Origin of the sequence: Brevibacillus dissolubilis (assembly GCF_006170445.1) — a bacterium.
Taxonomy (GTDB): domain Bacteria; phylum Bacillota; class Bacilli; order Brevibacillales; family Brevibacillaceae; genus Brevibacillus_B; species Brevibacillus_B dissolubilis.
The window spans coordinates 56,413-74,334 of record NZ_VCNA01000019.1 but is presented as its reverse complement, the minus strand read 5'-3'; the positions used below and the strand labels follow the sequence as shown (position 1 = coordinate 74,334).

The 17,922-nt window shown below is 49.7% G+C and carries 18 protein-coding genes and 2 pseudogenes; 2 read left to right on the top strand and 18 right to left on the bottom strand.

Translation table 11 applies throughout. From position 1 onward, the window contains the following. Nucleotides 1-219: 219 nt before the first annotated feature. On the bottom strand, nt 220-1,350 hold the full coding sequence (locus FGI41_RS24460) for a hypothetical protein (RefSeq protein ID WP_139492905.1): 1,131 nt from the start codon (nt 1,348-1,350) through the stop codon (nt 220-222). Between the two features lie 80 nt (nt 1,351-1,430). Continuing rightward, nucleotides 1,431-2,105, bottom strand: a complete 675-nt coding sequence (locus FGI41_RS24455; RefSeq protein ID WP_139492904.1) for an SOS response-associated peptidase — start codon at nt 2,103-2,105, stop codon at nt 1,431-1,433. Between the two features lie 179 nt (nt 2,106-2,284). Between FGI41_RS24455 and FGI41_RS24450 the strand changes: the two genes are divergently transcribed. Together FGI41_RS24450 and FGI41_RS24445 are read left to right on the top strand one after the other, a co-directional pair. Next, entirely contained in the window at nt 2,285-3,769 is a 1,485-nt protein-coding gene (locus tag FGI41_RS24450; protein ID WP_139492903.1) for an amidase family protein, read from the top strand. A 74-nt stretch (nt 3,770-3,843) separates the two neighbouring features. After that, the gene (locus FGI41_RS24445) at nt 3,844-4,440 is read left to right on the top strand and encodes a beta-class carbonic anhydrase (RefSeq protein WP_139492902.1); all 597 of its coding nucleotides are present in this window, start codon (nt 3,844-3,846) and stop codon (nt 4,438-4,440) included. Nucleotides 4,441-4,486: 46 nt separating this feature from the next. On the opposite strand, the gene FGI41_RS25790 is transcribed toward FGI41_RS24445, so the two are convergent. From FGI41_RS25790 to FGI41_RS24370, 16 genes and pseudogenes are all read right to left on the bottom strand, one after another. Further along, nucleotides 4,487-5,269 (bottom strand): helix-turn-helix domain-containing protein, encoded by a 783-nt coding sequence (locus FGI41_RS25790; protein ID WP_255298622.1) that lies wholly within the window; start codon nt 5,267-5,269, stop codon nt 4,487-4,489. 18 nt (nt 5,270-5,287) lie between these two features. Further along, nucleotides 5,288-7,051 (bottom strand): annotated as a pseudogene (recQ, locus tag FGI41_RS24440) (DNA helicase RecQ); the annotation flags it as partial. Between the two features lie 266 nt (nt 7,052-7,317). Next, nucleotides 7,318-7,680, bottom strand: a complete 363-nt coding sequence (locus tag FGI41_RS24435; protein ID WP_139492900.1) for a YraN family protein — start codon at nt 7,678-7,680, stop codon at nt 7,318-7,320. Next, nucleotides 7,677-7,943, bottom strand: a pseudogene (locus FGI41_RS24430) (EscU/YscU/HrcU family type III secretion system export apparatus switch protein); the annotation flags it as partial. The pseudogene FGI41_RS24430 and the gene FGI41_RS24435, both read right to left, overlap by 4 nt. A 110-nt stretch (nt 7,944-8,053) precedes the next feature. Next, a complete protein-coding gene (locus tag FGI41_RS24425; protein ID WP_139492898.1) occupies nt 8,054-10,231 on the bottom strand; it encodes a TP0910 N-terminal domain-containing protein in 2,178 nt (725 codons plus the stop codon). A 118-nt stretch (nt 10,232-10,349) separates the two neighbouring features. Continuing rightward, a complete protein-coding gene (rnhB, locus tag FGI41_RS24420) occupies nt 10,350-11,129 on the bottom strand; it encodes a ribonuclease HII (RefSeq protein WP_139492897.1) in 780 nt (259 codons plus the stop codon). A 206-nt stretch (nt 11,130-11,335) separates the two neighbouring features. After that, nucleotides 11,336-12,232 carry a ribosome biogenesis GTPase YlqF gene (gene ylqF, locus FGI41_RS24415; protein ID WP_139492896.1) on the bottom strand — a complete coding sequence of 299 codons (897 nt, stop codon included), beginning with the start codon at nt 12,230-12,232 and terminating at the stop codon, nt 11,336-11,338. 30 nt (nt 12,233-12,262) lie between these two features. Continuing rightward, nucleotides 12,263-12,826, bottom strand: coding sequence for a signal peptidase I (gene lepB / locus FGI41_RS24410; RefSeq protein WP_139492895.1), 564 nt, complete (start codon nt 12,824-12,826; stop codon nt 12,263-12,265). Between the two features lie 113 nt (nt 12,827-12,939). Next, nucleotides 12,940-13,290, bottom strand: coding sequence for a 50S ribosomal protein L19 (gene rplS, locus FGI41_RS24405; protein ID WP_139492894.1), 351 nt, complete (start codon nt 13,288-13,290; stop codon nt 12,940-12,942). A gap of 189 nt (nt 13,291-13,479) precedes the next feature. After that, nucleotides 13,480-14,223, bottom strand: a complete 744-nt coding sequence (trmD, locus tag FGI41_RS24400; RefSeq protein WP_139492893.1) for a tRNA (guanosine(37)-N1)-methyltransferase TrmD — start codon at nt 14,221-14,223, stop codon at nt 13,480-13,482. Nucleotides 14,224-14,236: 13 nt separating this feature from the next. Continuing rightward, complete coding sequence (gene rimM / locus FGI41_RS24395; RefSeq protein WP_139492892.1) at nt 14,237-14,755, bottom strand: ribosome maturation factor RimM; 519 nt, start codon at nt 14,753-14,755, stop codon at nt 14,237-14,239. Then, nucleotides 14,752-15,171 (bottom strand): YlqD family protein, encoded by a 420-nt coding sequence (locus tag FGI41_RS24390; protein WP_139492891.1) that lies wholly within the window; start codon nt 15,169-15,171, stop codon nt 14,752-14,754. The genes rimM and FGI41_RS24390 overlap by 4 nt, the downstream gene beginning before the upstream one ends. 62 nt (nt 15,172-15,233) lie before the next feature. Further along, nucleotides 15,234-15,461, bottom strand: coding sequence for a KH domain-containing protein (locus tag FGI41_RS24385; RefSeq protein ID WP_139492890.1), 228 nt, complete (start codon nt 15,459-15,461; stop codon nt 15,234-15,236). Between the two features lie 22 nt (nt 15,462-15,483). Further along, nucleotides 15,484-15,756, bottom strand: a complete 273-nt coding sequence (gene rpsP, locus FGI41_RS24380; protein WP_139492889.1) for a 30S ribosomal protein S16 — start codon at nt 15,754-15,756, stop codon at nt 15,484-15,486. Between the two features lie 98 nt (nt 15,757-15,854). Beyond that, nucleotides 15,855-17,294: a signal recognition particle protein gene (ffh, locus tag FGI41_RS24375; RefSeq protein WP_139492888.1), complete on the bottom strand. Its 1,440-nt coding sequence runs from the start codon at nt 17,292-17,294 to the stop codon at nt 15,855-15,857. Between the two features lie 12 nt (nt 17,295-17,306). Next, nucleotides 17,307-17,645, bottom strand: coding sequence for a putative DNA-binding protein (locus FGI41_RS24370; RefSeq protein ID WP_139492887.1), 339 nt, complete (start codon nt 17,643-17,645; stop codon nt 17,307-17,309). Nucleotides 17,646-17,922: the final 277 nt, after the last annotated feature.

Genomic DNA, 17,922 nt, shown 5'->3' with positions numbered 1-17,922 from the left:
ATCAACATGCAGCCGTATGGCTTCACGTTTAATCGATTCTGGATAGCTTTGAAACTTCTGTCCTTTTACTGCCATAAAAAATGCACCCCCTAAAGTTCATCGGTTAAACCAGGGGGTTTTTCCAATGTCTACTTTAAGGGGTGCACTTCACAGGTACGAAGGGTTTGAAACTGGGTCGTTTCATCTCAGCCGAACTGGCACCCCTAGCAGAATTCCTATTTATTTTTGTTGGCCGACGAGCTTACCGACGACTTTATTGTACTGGTGGAGCTGACCCAATCCATCGATGAAGATAGAGATGTTGGTCGCAAGGTTAGGTCTATCTTTTTTCGCAGGGACGAAGATGATGGTGCTCATGGCACGCTGATCGGAGTCTGATTCACCAAACGCAGTCCAGTTGATGATCTCCGATACCCGATAGCTGTCTGCTTCTTTTGCAAGAATCTGTTGCAAATAAGCAGTCGCCTTGGCTCTTGCCGCTTCTTTGGAAAGTGGTTGTTTCGTAGAAGCAGCAGGACGGATTAATTCGAGACGGAGCAGGTCACCGGTCTTGACATCCAATTCGATCTGGGCCGATGGATCAATCTCCCCCGGTTGTTTTTCTGCGTTGATATTCCAAGTGATCGCATCAAAAACATTGGGTCCTTGGGTAATCTGAACAATCTGATACGATTTGAGTTCGGGAACAACGGTATAGACATTCTCCAGACCGTTCCGTGCTGGCTGATCCAACTCACTTAACTCGTATTGATCAATCAGAAACCCACCGTTCTGAGCCAGATCATATACCTCACCCTCGCCATTGACAGAAAGCCAGATCCGCTCGCCTGCTTCCGGCTTGACAGGGTCCATAAAAATGGTCCAGTTGACAGCCAGGTCACCTTTTGCCAGCTGGTTGTTTTCGTCTAGACCTTGGATATAGCCGATTTGATACGCTTCCGCTTTGATGCCTAGCTCGTTTTGCAGTTTATTCAGGTGTGCCGAAGCAATCTGGGTCGCACTGTTGCGGCTGATGGTTTGACTGACGGTCTCTCTATCCACAAACGTAATGTGATAGAGCTTTCCGCTTTGGTGATTCAGGATGATTTCAGCTTTTTTGCTGGTCTCTTTTTCGGTAAGAGTGATTCGGGCATTGCTCTTCCCTCTATAGAGATCTGTCACCTGATAATTTTTTAATTGTGGAATAGCTGCCTGAACATCATGAAAGGTTTGATTCATAGCTGGTGTCCACTGACCGGATGATGTATGCACATCGCCGGCAGATGGGCCTTCGGCGGCTGCCCATACAGGCGAAGCGGAAGCAAGACACGCCGTTAGTAAGACAGCGGATAAGATATTGGACAGCTTCATCGCTTAGTTCCTCCCCTAATTTGTTCCAGTAAAACTTTTCCCTGAATCACCTGGGATCAAACCAAAAGAGCAGGTAATATTTATGTGCCGCTCCATTCCAAGATGCATTCCGGCACGTCATTGCGTACATTGCCAACCATGGTGGAAACTGGGTATGCCTTCATCTTACTAGATTCGTATGGCACGAGCAACGATTGCAGTAAATCTTCATCAGCATTCTCGCGGTCAAGCCAGATCGCTTCATCTTCAGGGCGTAAGATCACAGGCATCCGGTCATGAATATCCGCGACGATATCGTTAGGCTTGGTGGTGATCACTGTACAGGTATGCAATTGCTGACCGTCAGGATTCTCCCATGTATCGTATAAGGCCGCCATCGAAAACAAGCCGCCGTCCGTAAGCATAATCCGCATCGGCTGCTTACCATCCCCTGTTTGTTTCCATTCGTAAAAACCGTCAGCGGGGATGATGCATCGTTTACGTGTAAACAGACGCTTAAACGCTGGTTTTTCACGGATGGTTTCTGATTTGGCATTGATCATTTTGTAGCCGATCTTCTCATCCTTGGCCCAAAAAGGAACGAGTCCCCACTTGAGTTGTCCGATACGGCGCTCTCCCTGATTCCCGATGATGGCCAAAACCAATTGACCGGGCGCAATATTATAACGGGGACGCAGCTCAAAGCCGATCTGTTCCAGCATGAAGCGCTCCATTAATTTGTCAGGCTCAGTAACAAGCGTAAAACGTCCACACATGGCTGATCCTCCCAAAAATACGAACTTTTGTTTGTTATTGATTCTATCGAATGACAAATCAAAACGCAAATAAACTTCCCAACACAAAAATACTTGTAGACACCTCTAAGAAATCGTACTCTATTTATAAGACAATTATCAGAGTTCACATTTGTGTGAATGAATTGGGGGGCACTTAATTGCAGAATCAGATTCTAACTAAGCTTCAAGAGTGGCAAGAAGAAGCCACCATTCTCGAGTTGCAGGCAGCGATGGAAGCCGGCAAACTGACTTCACGCGAACTGACTCTCATGTACATCAACCGAATTGCACTCTATGATAAACAAGGCCCTTGCATCAATTCCGTGCTGGAGATCAACCCTGACGCCCTGCATATTGCCGAAGCGATGGACGTGGAGCGCCAAGTCAAAGGTCCCCGTGGCCCTCTACATGGTATCCCTGTTTTAATTAAGGACAATATTGACACATTTGATAAGATGCACACCAGTGCAGGTTCTATTGCCCTTGCTGATTCCTATGCACCGGAAGATTCTTATGTAGCAGCCGCCCTTCGTGAAGTCGGTGCGGTCATTTTAGGAAAAACTAATTTGACCGAATTCGCTAATTTTATGTCTTCTAACATGAAAAGCGGCTACAGCTCACGCGGCGGACAGGTGAAAAACCCATACGATCCAAGCTTTGATGTAGGCGGGTCCAGCTCTGGCTCCGGTGCTTCCGTAGCGGCCAATCTCACTGTCGTGGCAGTCGGTACAGAAACGAGCGGCTCCATCCTCAATCCTTCCCGTCAGAACTCAATCGTCGGCATTAAACCGACAGTCGGTCTGATCAGCCGTCACGGGATCATCCCGATTTCCCACAGCCAGGACACCGCAGGTCCGATGAGCCGTACCGTTACAGACGCCGCCATTCTGCTTGGAGCCTTGACGGGTGTCGACGAACGCGACCCCGCTACGTTGACCAGCGTAGGCCGTTTTCACAAAGATTACACCCCATTCCTCAATGCAGAAGGTATCAAAGGCAAACGGATCGGGTATGTCACCCAAGGCTTATGGTCTGAGGTAAGCGAAGAGCAGACTGCCTTGTTCAATCAAGCAATCGCTGTCCTTCGGGAATTGGGTGCCATTGTAGAGCCTGTCTACAACCACTTGTCATTCGACGAATGGCAATCCGAAGTGCTGTACTATGAATTCAAATCCGATCTTAACGCATATCTGAGCCGCCTTGGTGCGGGTGCGCCAGTTCGTACACTTGCAGACATTATCGCCTTTAATGAAGCCCATGCAGATGTCGCACTGAAATACGGTCAAGACGTTTTGATCAAATCACAGGAAATCAGCGGCACCTTGACAGAGCCGACTTACATCAATGCCCGTACGAATGATATCCTCTCGATCCAAATCAATGGTCTAGACGATCTATTCGATGAGAATCAGGTGGACGCTTTGCTGTTCCCAAATGACTTTGGCTCTCCTTATCCGGCTAAAGCGGGCTATCCATCTGTTATCGTTCCAGCAGGCTACACTACTGGTGGCCCGTTTGGTATCACATTCACAGGAAAAGCCTATACCGAGCCCCTTTTGATTTCGCTTGCTTATGCTTATGAACAAGCCACCAAATTACGTGTTCCTCCATCCCTAGAGGAAAATTACGTAGAATCAATCTAAAATCTGTAAATAAATGCACTTTATTAACAAAAATCATGTCTAAATATGATAATATAATTTTAGGAGGGGGATCTATGACTATACTGAGCGAGATTCTGTCATATAATCACGAATTTGTAGAAACAAAAGAGTACGAAAAATACAGCACCACCAAGTTTCCAGACAAAAAAATGGTGATCGTCTCCTGTATGGACACTCGTCTTACTGAGCTGCTTCCACGAGCACTTAATCTCCGAAATGGTGATGCGAAGATCATCAAAAATGCAGGCGCTGTTATCGCCCACCCTTTTGGCAGTATCATGCGCAGTATTATTGTCGCGGTGTATGAGTTAAATGCCGAAGAGGTCATCCTGATCGGCCATCACGGCTGCGGGATGGGGAGTATCAACCCTACTGCTACCATGGCTAAGATGCGTGAACGCGGAATCCGCGAAGAAACCATGCAAACTCTGCTGAACAGTGGTCTCAAGCTGGAACAGTGGCTCCATGGTTTTGATTGTGTCGTTGACTCCGTGCGTGCAGGCTGTGAAACGATCAGTAATCATCCTCTGCTACCTCCAGGTATTCCAGTGCATGGTCTTGTCATTGACCCTGATACAGGAAAACTGGATTTGATTGTGGACGGGTACAAGGAAGTAAAGAAAGTAGAAGAAGAAAAGACCAGCGAATAAGCTGGTCTTTTTTGCGGTCTCTCATGCAATGGTAAAGAGAACATCGTTACTTGGAAAGCAAATGCTCTTCTTGATATTTTAATATCGCAGCTTTAATCGCCAAATAGTCAACACCTTCTGGAAGCTCGTCCTTCAAAGGCTTGAGCTTCTCTGCCCCGATTTCTTGAATCTTGGCCATAATCACAGCCTCAAATTCTGGTGGAATAACCCGATGCCACTCAATCGTATGACCTTCACTCAAACAGCGGATAATATGGTTTTCGATGGTAACTGGCTTTAAGTTACGTTCCTTCGCTACTTCGCGCACCGTTTTTCCCTGTTGAAACAGATAAAAGCTCTGCTCGTGACTGGGCTGTTCTGAGTCTAGAGAGGTTGGTTGGCTTGCAGATGTTGCAGGTGCGAGGTCTGGTTCGAAATGATGCTTGGATGGTTCAGAAGGATGGTGTACAGGTTGGTGAGGTGCAGACTGGGAGGACGGTGGTACGTATCCCAGTGATTGATACTCTCCCGCCTCGTATGCTGATGGTTCATAACTCGGTGGCTGATACTCATCTACTCCGTACCCGGCTGGTTCATACCCTTGTGCTTTATACTCAGCCGCATCGTTCCCAGCTGGTTCATATCCTTGTGCTTCATACTCAGCCGCATCGTACCCAGCTGGTTCATACCCTTGTGCTTCATACTCAGCCGCATCGTTCCCGGCTGATGTATACCCCCGTGCTGAATACTCACCTGCATGGTATTCCTCTCTGCTTGCAAATCCAGCTTTATTCGCTGCTCCTGCCTCAGCTCCCCTAACTCCCTCCGCATTCCCCTCACCTTTTTCCACCGTCAGCCCATGCTCCAAAGCGTAGGTACGCAGCACAGCTAAAAACTCATCCCCATAGTTTTTCAGCTTCGCTTCCCCCACACCCTTGACCTCGAGCATAGCAGCAAAGCTGGTCGGACAATGTTGGGCCATTTCACGCAGTGTACTGTCATTGAAAATGATATACGGCGGTACTTTGAGTCTCTCCGAAATTTGCTTACGCACCAGACGGAGCTGCTCGAACAGGGAATTGTCGACGACGACCACTTTCTGCTTTTTCTTCCGTACTTTTTGCCAGACCTTCTCCTCGCCCATCAGGACAGGAAGTGCGGTTGGGGCCAGCTTGAGGATCGGATATTGTCCCTCGGTCATATGGATGTAGCCTTCGGCAATCAGGACGTTGATGCGGTCTGCAATTTCTTTTTCAGTATACTCTTTGAGCAAGCCATAGGTAGGAAGCTCGTTCAGACGAAGATCGAGTACTTTTTTGTTGCGGGAGCCTTTGAGCACGCTCGATACAAGCGAAAGACCAAATCGCTCCTTCATACGGCGAATGCAGGAAAAAATCTTCTGCGCCTCCACCGTGATGTCTGTCAGTTCACTGTCATCGTTGCAGGTGCTGCAATTACCGCAATCCTCTGCTTCCTGCTCGCCAAAATAGCGCAAAATGTGGACGCGCAGGCATCTGGGTGTGTGACAATAGTCGATCATGGTTTGCAGTTTTTTATATTCGTTAGCTTTTCGCTCTGGATTAAATAAGGATTGCTCAATTAAAAATTTCTGTGTATGGATATCAGCTGGGCTGAACAGCAGGATGCATTCACCCGGTTCGCCGTCACGCCCGGCACGGCCTGCTTCTTGGTAATAAGCTTCCATATTTTTCGGCATGTTGTAGTGGATTACGAAGCGGACATTGGACTTGTCAATCCCCATACCGAAAGCGTTGCTTGCCACCATAATCCGGATGTCATCGTAGAGAAACTTCTCTTGATTGCTTGTCCGCTCCGCTTCACTCAGACCCGCATGATAGCGTCCGACGGAATAGCCCCGTTTGTGCAAAAATTCATAGAGGTTGTCCACTTCTTTTCGCGTGGCGGCATAGATCACACCGGCCTGATCGCTGTTTTCAGCAAGGAACTGGAGGATAAAATTGCGCTTATTCTCCCCACGGATAATGGAAAAAGTCAGATTTTCGCGGTTAAAACCGGTGACATAGACATTATCGCTCTTTAACTGGAGCAGGTTGCGGATGTCTTCCTTTACCTCTTCTGTCGCAGTTGCTGTAAAAGCTGTCACAATCGGTCTGGTCGGCAATTGCTCAATAAAGGGAGCAATATGCAGATAGCTTGGACGGAAATCATGGCCCCAAGAGGAGATACAGTGCGCCTCATCGACCGCCACCAGATTGATCGAAAGCGATTGGATCAGTTCGCGGAATGACTCAGACTCCAGACGCTCTGGGGCGATGTAGAGAAATTTGTATTCGCCGCGCTTGGCTTTGGCGACCCGCTCCCGGACTTCGCTGTAATCCAATGAACTGTTGATGTATGCCGCCGGAATGCCCAAGCTTTCAAGTGTGTCCACCTGATCTTTCATCAGGGAAATCAACGGAGATACCACAAGCGACGTACCCGGCATCAGCAGGGCCGGAACCTGATAACAGATCGATTTACCTCCGCCTGTCGGCATGATCCCCAATGTATCGTTGCCTTGCAGAATGCTCGTAATGATATGTTTCTGCCCTTCCCGAAAGGAGGGGTATCCATAATATTTTTGCAGGATTTGCTGTGCTTCTTTCAGCAACACATCCACCCCCTCTACATATGTTTTCGTTTTAAACAACAAAGCTTCTGGTCTCTGGTCTCATTAAGATGTCGTCGAACAGGGACAAAAAAAGATAGACCTTCCTTTTCGAAAGGTCTTGAAAAGTAAGTTGTGGAGGAGTTTCATCGCGTCGAGTACAATATATCCTACGCTTTTTCGGTACGCCATGCTTTAGACGTATCCCTATTTCACACGCCTAAAAATGTCTGCCGCTTCCGTAGATACCATACGTAGATACCAGCTGGTCAAAAGGCATACAGCAGGTGGATAATCTCAGGCGACGTATACTCCCCTTTATATTGAACAGATATCACGTCAAACCGAAACAAATAGGCTCCCCCGTCGTGCTCCGCGAGAAAAAGCAGGGCGAGCTGGCGTAGCTTTTGCTGCTTGCGTCGGGTAATCGACTCCAATGGTGTACCGAATTGGGTCGAGGAGCGGGTGCGTACCTCAATAAACACCAGCGTCTGACCGTCAAGCGCTACGAGATCCAGCTCTCCCTCACGAAACCGTACATTTCGCCCGACGATCCGATATCCCAAATCCGTGATAAATGCAGCCGCAAGCTCTTCCCCCTGCTGCCCGAGCGCGATCCGGCTGTACGTCATCGTGGGAATCCCTTTTTGTCAAGGCGGTAGACAAACGCTAAGATTTCTGCGACGACTTGGTACAGCTCAGGAGGGATCTGCTGGTCGAGATCCAGCTTGCTCAACACCTCGACCAAGGAAGGATCTTCTTGGATCGGCACGTTGTTTTCTTTTGCTTTTTGCAGGATGTTCTCTGCGACTACACCCTTCCCTTTTGCGGTGACGATTGGGGCATCGGCACGCCCGGATTGGTAGCGAAGAGCAACGGCTGACTTAGGTTTTTGGGCGGGTTGCGATGACTGGTTCGGTTGGGCATTTGAAGATTGCTGGGATGACTGGCCCTTTTGAGGCGGTTGCCCTTGCTTAGATGACTGCGGCTGATCGGCTGAACGACTCATAGACGGATATCCACTCCCTTGTAGGGTGCGGTCATCGTGCCTTTTTGCAGGGTTTGGGCAGGTGCAGCCTTCTCTTCAGGGATCGGCTGGACACGCAGATTGGATAGCTGATAGCCCACATCTCTTAGCTGCTCACTGAACATATCACGCATCCCTGTCATCATATTACCGATCCAAGGCTGGTCATTGAAAATACTGACGTTGATGATCTTGTTCACGATATTTACATCGACCATCGTGATGCCGAGCTGCTTTAGGTCAAGGTTGAAGAACAGACGGCAATTTTCCGGATCAAGCTGTCCGCCTTCCCGTTTTTTCGATTCAATCTGAATAAACGCTGTGTCTTCTCCCTGATCAGTGCGCAGTGGAACCTGCATGATGATCTGTGTCAACGCCTGATTGGCAGGCTGTGTCAGCATGAGCTGTTGTCCTGTCACTTGCTGTAAAAGGGCATCTGCCGCATTCCGCAGGCCCTGTGGCGTATTGCTGTCTGTTGACTGCGTGATTGACAAAAGCAAAGATTTGATCGACTGCAGCTGTGTATCCGCCTGTTGATCTCCTGCAGCCTGCATACCTGTTGATAGCTGGCGTTCATGCATGATCCCAAGCTGTCTCAGAACCTCTTTGACCGGCTGGGAATGGTCGTTGCCGGCTTGGTTAGGGTTGGCTGTGGCAGGGTCAGGCTGGGTGGTTGAGACTGCATTCTGGATAGACTGGGGTGATGGTGAGTTCAACGGACTTACATTACCTGCATTTTGTCCAGCAATCATGTTGGATGTGGCTCCTGCCGTGGTGGCATTAGGGGTACCTGCGCTGGAGCCAGTGACAGACTGAGTTGTACCTGCACTTGCTGAGTTCGCCTGAGTCCCCGCCATGTTTGTGGAAGATGCCTGACCTGTTAAAGAGGCAGGGTTAGCAGCTCCAGAAGCATTTGATGGGGTGGCTGTATTGCCAGTGGACGCCGAACCTGACAGATTACCCGCACCTGTTGTTGGACTACCCGCTGGATTTCCAGCATTCGCATTGCCATTCGTTTGAACAGAACCCGCTGTGCCATCGCCAGTAAGAGCATTCACACCAGTGGCAATACCTGCATTCGCTCCTACATTAGCTGGATTAACCCCTGGGCCTACACTTGCTCCATTACTGCCTGCCGTTGTACCTGTCGCATTCAAAGAAGCCGATTGCGCTGCATTTCCCGTCGCTCCTTGCCCTACAACAGACCCTTGATTCCCGCTCAGACCCGTATTACCCATCGTTGCCGTATTTTGTCCCACAGAGCCAAAAGCACCACCAATACCTTGCCCATTGGCTCCGATTCCAGTTCCGACCCCGCTTGTAGTTGCACCAGTAGAAGAACCAGCCAGATTAGGGTTCAATCCCGTTGCAGATGCATGGTTAGCACCTATACCGCCCCCGTTGCCTTGCGTTCCTCTCACACCGCTCCCCGTCTGCATCAGCCCATCTCCGTCCAACTGTAACGGCAGACCGAGCAGCTTCTCCTTGAGCAATGCCACCGTCTCTCCAAGCGTCTTAGCAGCTGCCCCTGCGTTCCCAGCAGAAGCTTGATTCCCTGCCGCTTTTGCTTCCCGTGCCAAAAACGCATCTGCCAGCTTCACAAACGAGGTGATGTGATCCGTCATCGTATTCCCGGACAAAAATGATTTCAGCGATGTCACTACTTCTTTCGTAAGTGGTAGATTGCGGTTATACGCCGTGATGAACGCATCCACCAGCTCGCGGGATAATCCTTCGCTTTTGGCAATCGAGACAAAAGACTGAATCGCCTCTTTGCTCACGGGCAGATTCCGATTCAACAGTGTCTGTACAATCACCTTGCCCTCTTTTGTCTCAGGAAGTCCGAGTGAGCGCATCAGCCCTTCGATCGAAGCATCCTGGGCCTCCTGCGGGTTTTCCGGGGAAGTCAGCACCTTCATCGTCACAGGACTGGATGTACTCTGCACCTGCATCCATGCGCGCTGGCCTACTTCCATGCCGACTTCCATCTTGGCGTTCATCTGCATGCCATTGACCTGTACCAGCGCCATATTATCGGGAAATACCTTGAGCACTGTTCCTTTTACCACTTGCCCCTGGGTCAATTCCATCTGCCGTTGTGGCATCGTGGCGGCCCGATTCATTATCGAAGACAGCATCTGTCCGGCTTGAAACATCCTTCATCCCCCTTTCTTATCCAGCTTTTCTATCACAATACCGAAAAAACAGGCCGATTCCCTGTTCAATTCAGCAGCAATCCACTGCGTGCAGACGCGGAAAGGAACAAACCAACTCCTACGCCAACAATTCCTTTACCCCGCCAAACGTCTTCCGGTGCAACGGTGTCACTCCATACAGACGCAGGGCTTCCAGATGCTCAGGGGTGCCATAGCCTGCGTTTTTATCAAACTGGTAAGCAGGGTACAGAGATGACAATCCCGTCATCAGACGGTCTCTCGTGACCTTCGCGACGATGGAAGCCGCGGCGATGGAGACGCTCCGTTCGTCCCCTTTGACAATCGCCAGCTGTTGATAGGAAAAATCAGTCAGCGTCTCCGCATCGATCAGACAAAAATCAGGTTCGATCCCAGCGTCCTTCACAGCTAATTTCATCGCCTCATGTGTCGCTTGACGGATGTTGATCTGATCAATCCGCTCTGCTGACACCATCCCGATCCCTACCGCAAGCGCGTCACGCATGATCACGTCGTAAAAAGCCTCGCGCATCGCCAATGATACCTTTTTGGAGTCATTCAACCCTGGCAAATAAAAATCTTCCGGCAATGCCACCGCACACGCGACGACAGGCCCTGCCAGCGGTCCTCTGCCTACTTCATCTATACCAAAAATCACTTGTCTGCCCGACTGGCGAAGAGCGCTCTCATGCTGATTCATCATGGCCCATTTGGCTGCCAGCTCTGCTTTGTGTGCAGCACGCTGGGTATATTGCTTGGCGAGCTCCTGCACTCCTTTGCGCGTGTCAGCGGCAAGTGCATCGATGATCTCTTGAGAAACATCGTCGAGGTCTGCCAGTTGTGCTTTTATTTGTGTTATCGACAAATTTGTCAGGTCCATTTATTGGTTTCTCTCCTATGTACGCATGTTTCTTATTTGATTCTAGCTGAAGACAGCGAAACCTTCAAAAAAATTTGCGAATGCCGTCGGGAATATCTCCCAAGCTCCGTCCAGCCAACAAAAAAAGCCCCCTCATTCGGGAGCTTCACGATCACAATCACGATCCGATTACGATCTCAATCGATCATCTGATCAGCTATCTGGTTTTACACATCCAGCGTGGAGATTGGCCGGCCAATCGGCTCCTCCAGCTCCAGATCAAGCGGGCGTTCCAAGGTAACATTGCCGAGCTTGCCGGAGCGAAGTTCGCGCAGGAAAATCTCAGCCGCTTTGTCATAGTCGACAGAACCGCCAGAGGCGCGGCAACCGCGTTTTTTCCCGATCTCCTCCAGCATGCTGAAACGATCCTCAGGAAGTTCGCTCAGTTTGAAACGATCCTTGAGATTCTCTGGATAATAGTGCATCATATAAGCGATAGCATATACGGCCACCTCAGAGAAGTCGATCAGCTCATCCTTGATCGCACCGCTCGCAGCGAGGCGAAGACCTACCATTGGATCTTCAAACTTCGGCCAGAGAACACCCGGAGTATCGAGCATCTCCAAGGTATTGCCAAGCTTCACCCACTGCTGTGCCTTGGTGACAGCTGGACGGTCACCAGTTGCCGCTACTGAGCGCTTAGCGAGACGATTGATCAGTGAGGATTTACCGACGTTCGGGATACCGAGAATCATGATGCGTATTGCTCTTGCCTGCATCCCTTTTTCTGCCCGTTTGTTGAGCATATCAGCGGCCAGCTCCTGGCACATCTGCGGCAGCTTGTTGACTCCTTGACCGCTCAGCGCATCGATTGGCAGGGTACGGACTCCCTGGTTGCGGAAGTAGTTCACCCACTGATCGGTTACGCTTGTGTCTGCCAAATCTGCCTTGTTGAGCAAAATCATACGCGGTTTGTCGCCGACGATCTCATCGATCATCGGGTTACGGCTGGACAGCGGTAAACGTGAGTCCAACAGCTCGATCACCACGTCGATCTGTTTCAGCTTTTCCGTGATCTGCCGGCGGGCTTTCGCCATATGTCCGGGAAACCATTGAATGGTCATGCTGTTTCACCTACTTTTGTTGTCAAAACGTTAGTCGATCATCCGAATATCTTTGAGTGGCCAGAACACGAACTCAGAACGGCCTACTACCTTTTCGACGGGAACAGGTCCGATCGCACGGCTGTCGCGGCTGTTTTGGCGGTTATCCCCCATAACAAAGATATGACCTTCCGGAATAGTGGTCTTCGGATAATCTTCGAGGTATCTAGGGTAGCCTGCTTCCTCGGATTCTTTGCGTTTTTGGGCGAGGAACGGTTCCTCGACCACTTTGTCATTCACGTAGACCTTGTCATCCTTGATCTCCACGGAATCACCGGCCACAGCGATGACACGCTTGATGTAATCGCGGGTCTCTTCGGCATGGAACACGATAATATCCCCTGGCTGCGGATCTTTCATGTAATAGATCGCCTTATTGACAACCAGTTTTTCGGTGTTATGTAAGGTGTACTCCATGGATTCGCCCTCAACGATAAACGGTGCAAACAGGAACGTGCGAATAGCGAGGGCTAAAGCAATTGCAATGGCAAGGGCTTGCACCCACTCCCAAGTTTCGCTTTTCTTTTTGGGGGTGGAGGTTACATTCTCACTCATAAACCTTCCTCCTGCTCCTTTAGCTTACGTAAACCTGCACAAATCCATGTACAGGGTATTGAAAAAAGGAGGGCTGGAAACCACCAGTCCTCCTTTGTTTGCTTGTATCGGTCTTATCGACGACGGATTTCCTTGATACGAGCTGCTTTACCAACGCGATCGCGCAGGTAGTACAGTTTCGCACGACGGACTTTACCGAAACGTACGATTTCGATTTTGTCGATTTTTGGTGTGTGCACCGGGAATGTACGCTCAACGCCTACGCCGTAAGATACCTTACGAGCAGTAAAGGTTTCGCTGATACCAGTACCACGACGTTTGATAACAACGCCTTCAAAAATCTGAATACGCTCACGCTGACCCTCGATAACTTTAACGTGTACACGTACAGTATCACCAGGACGGAACGCTGGAAGATCTTGTTTCAGTTGATCTTTAGCCAATTCACGAATTACTTGGTTCATCTTAATTTCCCTCCTTCCAAAAGACGTTCTTACTCTGCTACGGGTTAAGACGCTGTCTCTTCAGACAGTTGCAAGAGTAGCGGACCGTCTTGATCAGCGGGCAAAATTGCCACAAGAAGTATATTAGCACAGATGGACGGGCATAGCAATACTTTTTCCTAAATCTTTCTCAAGATAATTCCTTGCTGTCTATGCTTCGCCCTGCTCCTTCTCCTGGCGCAGTTCCTCCAAGAGCTGTTTGATCTCTTTTGTCATCTCAATCTGATCGAGCAGGTCGGGACGGCGCTCGATTGTTCGGCGAAGCGACTCCTTGAGCCTCCAGCGCTCGATATTGGCATGATGGCCGCTCATCAGGATGTCGGGTACCTTCCAGCCACGGAACTCAGCCGGACGGGTATAATGCGGGTGCTCCAGAAGCCCTGTGGAGAACGAATCGGTCACCGCCGACAGTTCATTGCCAAGCGCCCCCGGCTGCAATCGTACCACACTGTCGATGATCACCATCGCAGCCAGCTCTCCGCCTGTCAGGACATAGTCTCCGATCGACACCTCATCTGTGACCAGATATTCACGGATGCGCTCGTCATAGCCCTCGTAGTGGCCGCAGATGAAGACCAGATGCTCTTCGCGGGCGAACTCCTCGGCAAGCTTTTGGTTATACCTCTTGCCCTGTGGACACATCAGCACGACACGAGGCTTCGCTTCGCCTGTGACCGCCTCGACCGCACCAAAGATCGGCTCAGCCTTGAGCACCATGCCTCCACCGCCGCCATACGGGGTATCGTCTACGGTGCCGTGTTTGTTATTGGAATACTCGCGGAAATTGGTCACGTGAAAATCCACGATCCCTTTTTCCGCTGCCTTGCCCAAGATGCTCGTCCCAAAAACCCCGGAAAACATCTCAGGAAACAGTGTCAGGACATCTATACGCATGTTGTCACGCTCCTTACAGCAGCCCTTCCATGATGTGGGCAACTACCCGTTTGTTTTTCACGTCCACATGCTTGATGCAGTCCTCGATGAACGGCAACAGGATCTCCCCGCGCTTGCCCTTGACCACCCAGACATCGTTGGCTCCCGGCTGCAGGACATCGGTGATGCGGCCCAGTTCTTCGCCTTCGTCTGTCACAACCTCACAGCCGATCAGTTGGTGTATGTAAAACTCGTCGTCCTCCAGCTCTAAGAGTTCATCCTCGGATACCTTCAGCTCGCCGCCTTTGTACTTTTCGATATCATTAATGTTCTCATAGCCTTTAAAGGTCAACAGCTCAAATTCCTTGTGCTGACGGCGGGATGCGATGGTCAGCGTCTGGGGCTGTGGCAGGGTTGGGTGGAACAGCAGCAGTTCATTTCCTACTTGAAAACGTTCATCTGGAAAGTCGGTGGTAGATACCACACGCACCTCGCCGCGCAATCCTTGGGTATTGACCAGCTTGCCGACACGATAGTATTTTTTATCGCTCACGACTTGATCCCTCCTTGGCGAATTTCAAAAACAACTCCGTCTTTTAACAGAATTTCCGTACCTGACATGATTTCATCCCACGCATCGCCTGTTTTTATTTGGACGGGGCTCTGAACAGTGGAGTGATGGATTTCGCTTCCCTCCGGCAGACTCTCTGCTTGTCTGAGTTGAAAATGCAACAGCTCCAGCTTTTCGGCCCGGTTCCGCTCTTCTTTCGCAATCCGTTCAGAAGCGATTCGGGCGATTTCTGGTGATTTTTTCTGTGCTTCCACAAGCAGCTTCTTGCCTTGAAACTGCCACTGCTCTTGCTCTTGCTCCAATTGGCGGATTTGCCGCTCGTACTCCGCTATGAGGATTCGGCGCGAGGTTTCGGTCAAGATGATTTTCACTTGAATCGGGCGATGAATGGTAATCACACATATCCCTCCACCTGTGGGAAATAGAAAAAGACCGGGGAGCTAGTCCCCAGTCTCTTTTTTTACACGATTTCAACCGTGACTCGCTTGTCAGTTGTTACAGCCGCAGCAGTAACAACGGAACGAAGAGCTTTGGCGATGCGCCCTTGCTTGCCGATGATCTTGCCCATATCATTAGGATGAACGGACAGTTCATAGACAAGCGCGCGCTCCTTATCCACTTCGTTCACACGTACTTCTTCCGGATGATCCACGAGAGCCTTCGCGATCGTTTCGACCAACTCTTTCATGAGATACCTCCGTTATGAAGAATTACTTGCCGAATTTTACTTCGTTTACTTTCGCGAGTACGCCTACTGTAGAAAGCAGGTTACGAGCTGTATCGGTAGGTTGAGCGCCGTTCAAGATCCATTGAACTGCTTTCTCAGTATCGATGTTTACAACTGCTGGTTGAGCTACTGGGTTGTAGTAACCGATTTCTTCGATGAAACGACCGTCACGTGGGGAACGGGAGTCAGCTACAACTACACGATAGAAAGGTGCCTTTTTGGAACCCATGCGCTTCAGACGAATTTTAACTGCCATGATGTTCACCTCCTGGAAAAATGCAACGTAAAACACGTTGTGATCTTATATCTGAACTATTGCTTACGGGTAAACCTGTAAAGCAAAGAGAGTTCAAGCTATTTGAATGGGTTGAATGGGAAGTTGAATCCTCCGCCGCCTTTTGGGTTGTTGTCCCCGAACGGATTGACTGGTGGCTTGCCGCCTTTGAATGGCATGAAACCGCCGCCTTTTTTCTTCCCTTTCTTTTGCATCTGCTTAGCCATGCCGGAGAACTGTTTCATCATCTTCTTCATTTCTTCGAATTGCTTGATGAAGCGGTTCACCTCTTGGACCGTCGTACCGGAGCCTGCCGCGATTCGGCGACGGCGACCTGCATTGAGCAGATCTGGGTTTTGACGTTCCGCTTTGGTCATGGATTTCACGATGGCTTCTGTGCGGGCAAGCTGCTTCTCGTCGACTTTGAAGTCTTTCATGCCTTTGACCTTGTTCATGCCAGGGAGCATGCCGAGGATATCTTCCAAAGGCCCGAGCTTACGCATCTGCTGCATCGAATCGAGGAACATGTCAAAAGTGAATTCACCTTTGCGCATCTGCTGTTCCATCTCTTTTGCCTTCTCTTCATCGACCGCTTCTTGAGCTTTTTCGATGAGGGAGAGCACGTCGCCCATCCCGAGGATACGGGAAGACATACGGTCTGGATGGAAAGGTTCCAGTGCGTCCAGCTTCTCGCCCGTAGCGGCAAACTTGATCGGCTTGCCTGTCACGGATTTGACGGAGAGGGCCGCACCACCGCGTGTGTCACCGTCCAGCTTGGTCAGGACTACCCCGGAGAGTTCCAACTGAGCGTTGAAGCTCTCTGCGACGTTGACCGCATCTTGACCGGTCATAGCGTCGACCACAAGCAGGATTTCATCTGGTTTGGCTACTTCACGGACGTTTTTGAGTTCATCCATGAGTGCTTCATCGATATGTAGGCGACCTGCGGTGTCGATTATGACATAATCGTTTTGGTTTTCTTTGGCTTGTTGAATCGCCTGTTTGGCAATCTCGACTGGGCTTACTTGATCGCCGAGTGAGAATACTGGTGCGCCGACTTGCTCACCTAATACTTGTAACTGCTTGATCGCGGCTGGACGGTAAATGTCGCCTGCAACCAGCAGGGGTTTGTGGTTTTGCTTGATCAGGTACTTCGCAAGCTTACCTGTGGTGGTAGTTTTACCTGCACCCTGCAGACCTACCATCATGATGATCGTTGGTGGCCGGTGTGCTTTGGCAAGTGTGGATACGTTCCCACCCATCAATTCGGTCAACTCTTCGTTAACGATCTTGATGACCATCTGACCAGGAGTCAAGCTCTTGAGCACGTCTTGTCCGACTGCACGTTCTTTGACGCGGCCCACAAAGTCTTTTACAACCTTGAAGTTAACGTCTGCTTCAAGCAGGGCGAGACGTACTTCGCGCATCGCTTCGTTGACAACATCTTCGTCGATCTTACCGCGTCCACGAAGCTTGTCAAATGCGCTCTGCAACCTGTTAGCTAAGCTTTCAAATGCCATCTGACGCCCCTCCTAATCCATGTCTGACAATTGGCGGAGCAAAGAAAGCAGGGTCTCTCTTGATTCACTCTCGCCAGTCGCTTCTACCAAGCCGATCATCTTGTTTGTGAGGGATTGTCGTCGCTCGTACATAGTCGCGAGTTCCAGCTTCTCTTCGTATTCGAAAAGTTGCTTTTCAGCCCGCTTGATATGGTCGTAGACTGCCTGGCGACTAACCTCGTGCATCTCAGCAATCTCACTCAACGAAAGATCGTCTAGATAGTAAAGCTCCAGATACTCGCGTTGCTTCCCTTTTAACAAGGGGGCATAGAAGTCAAACAAGAGATTCATTTGATTGGTTTTTTCTAACATAGGTCCAATCCTTTACGTCTGATCGGTTGCCCGTCTGTAAAGCTTTTTACTTTACAGAGCCAAGTAATATACTATACAATCCTGCGCCTGGTGTCAAGCTATTTTGTTGACATTCATTTTTTCTTTTTAAAAAATCGGTTAAAACCTTGTGGGGACAGGCTTTTTCGTCTTTTTCCGACATGCTGGTTCTTTTATTTTTCACGAATTATTTTAGTTGAATCTACTCGATTTCACAGGTATGAACGAATCGGTTTGGGGGAAAGTAAGGGTGTTGAAA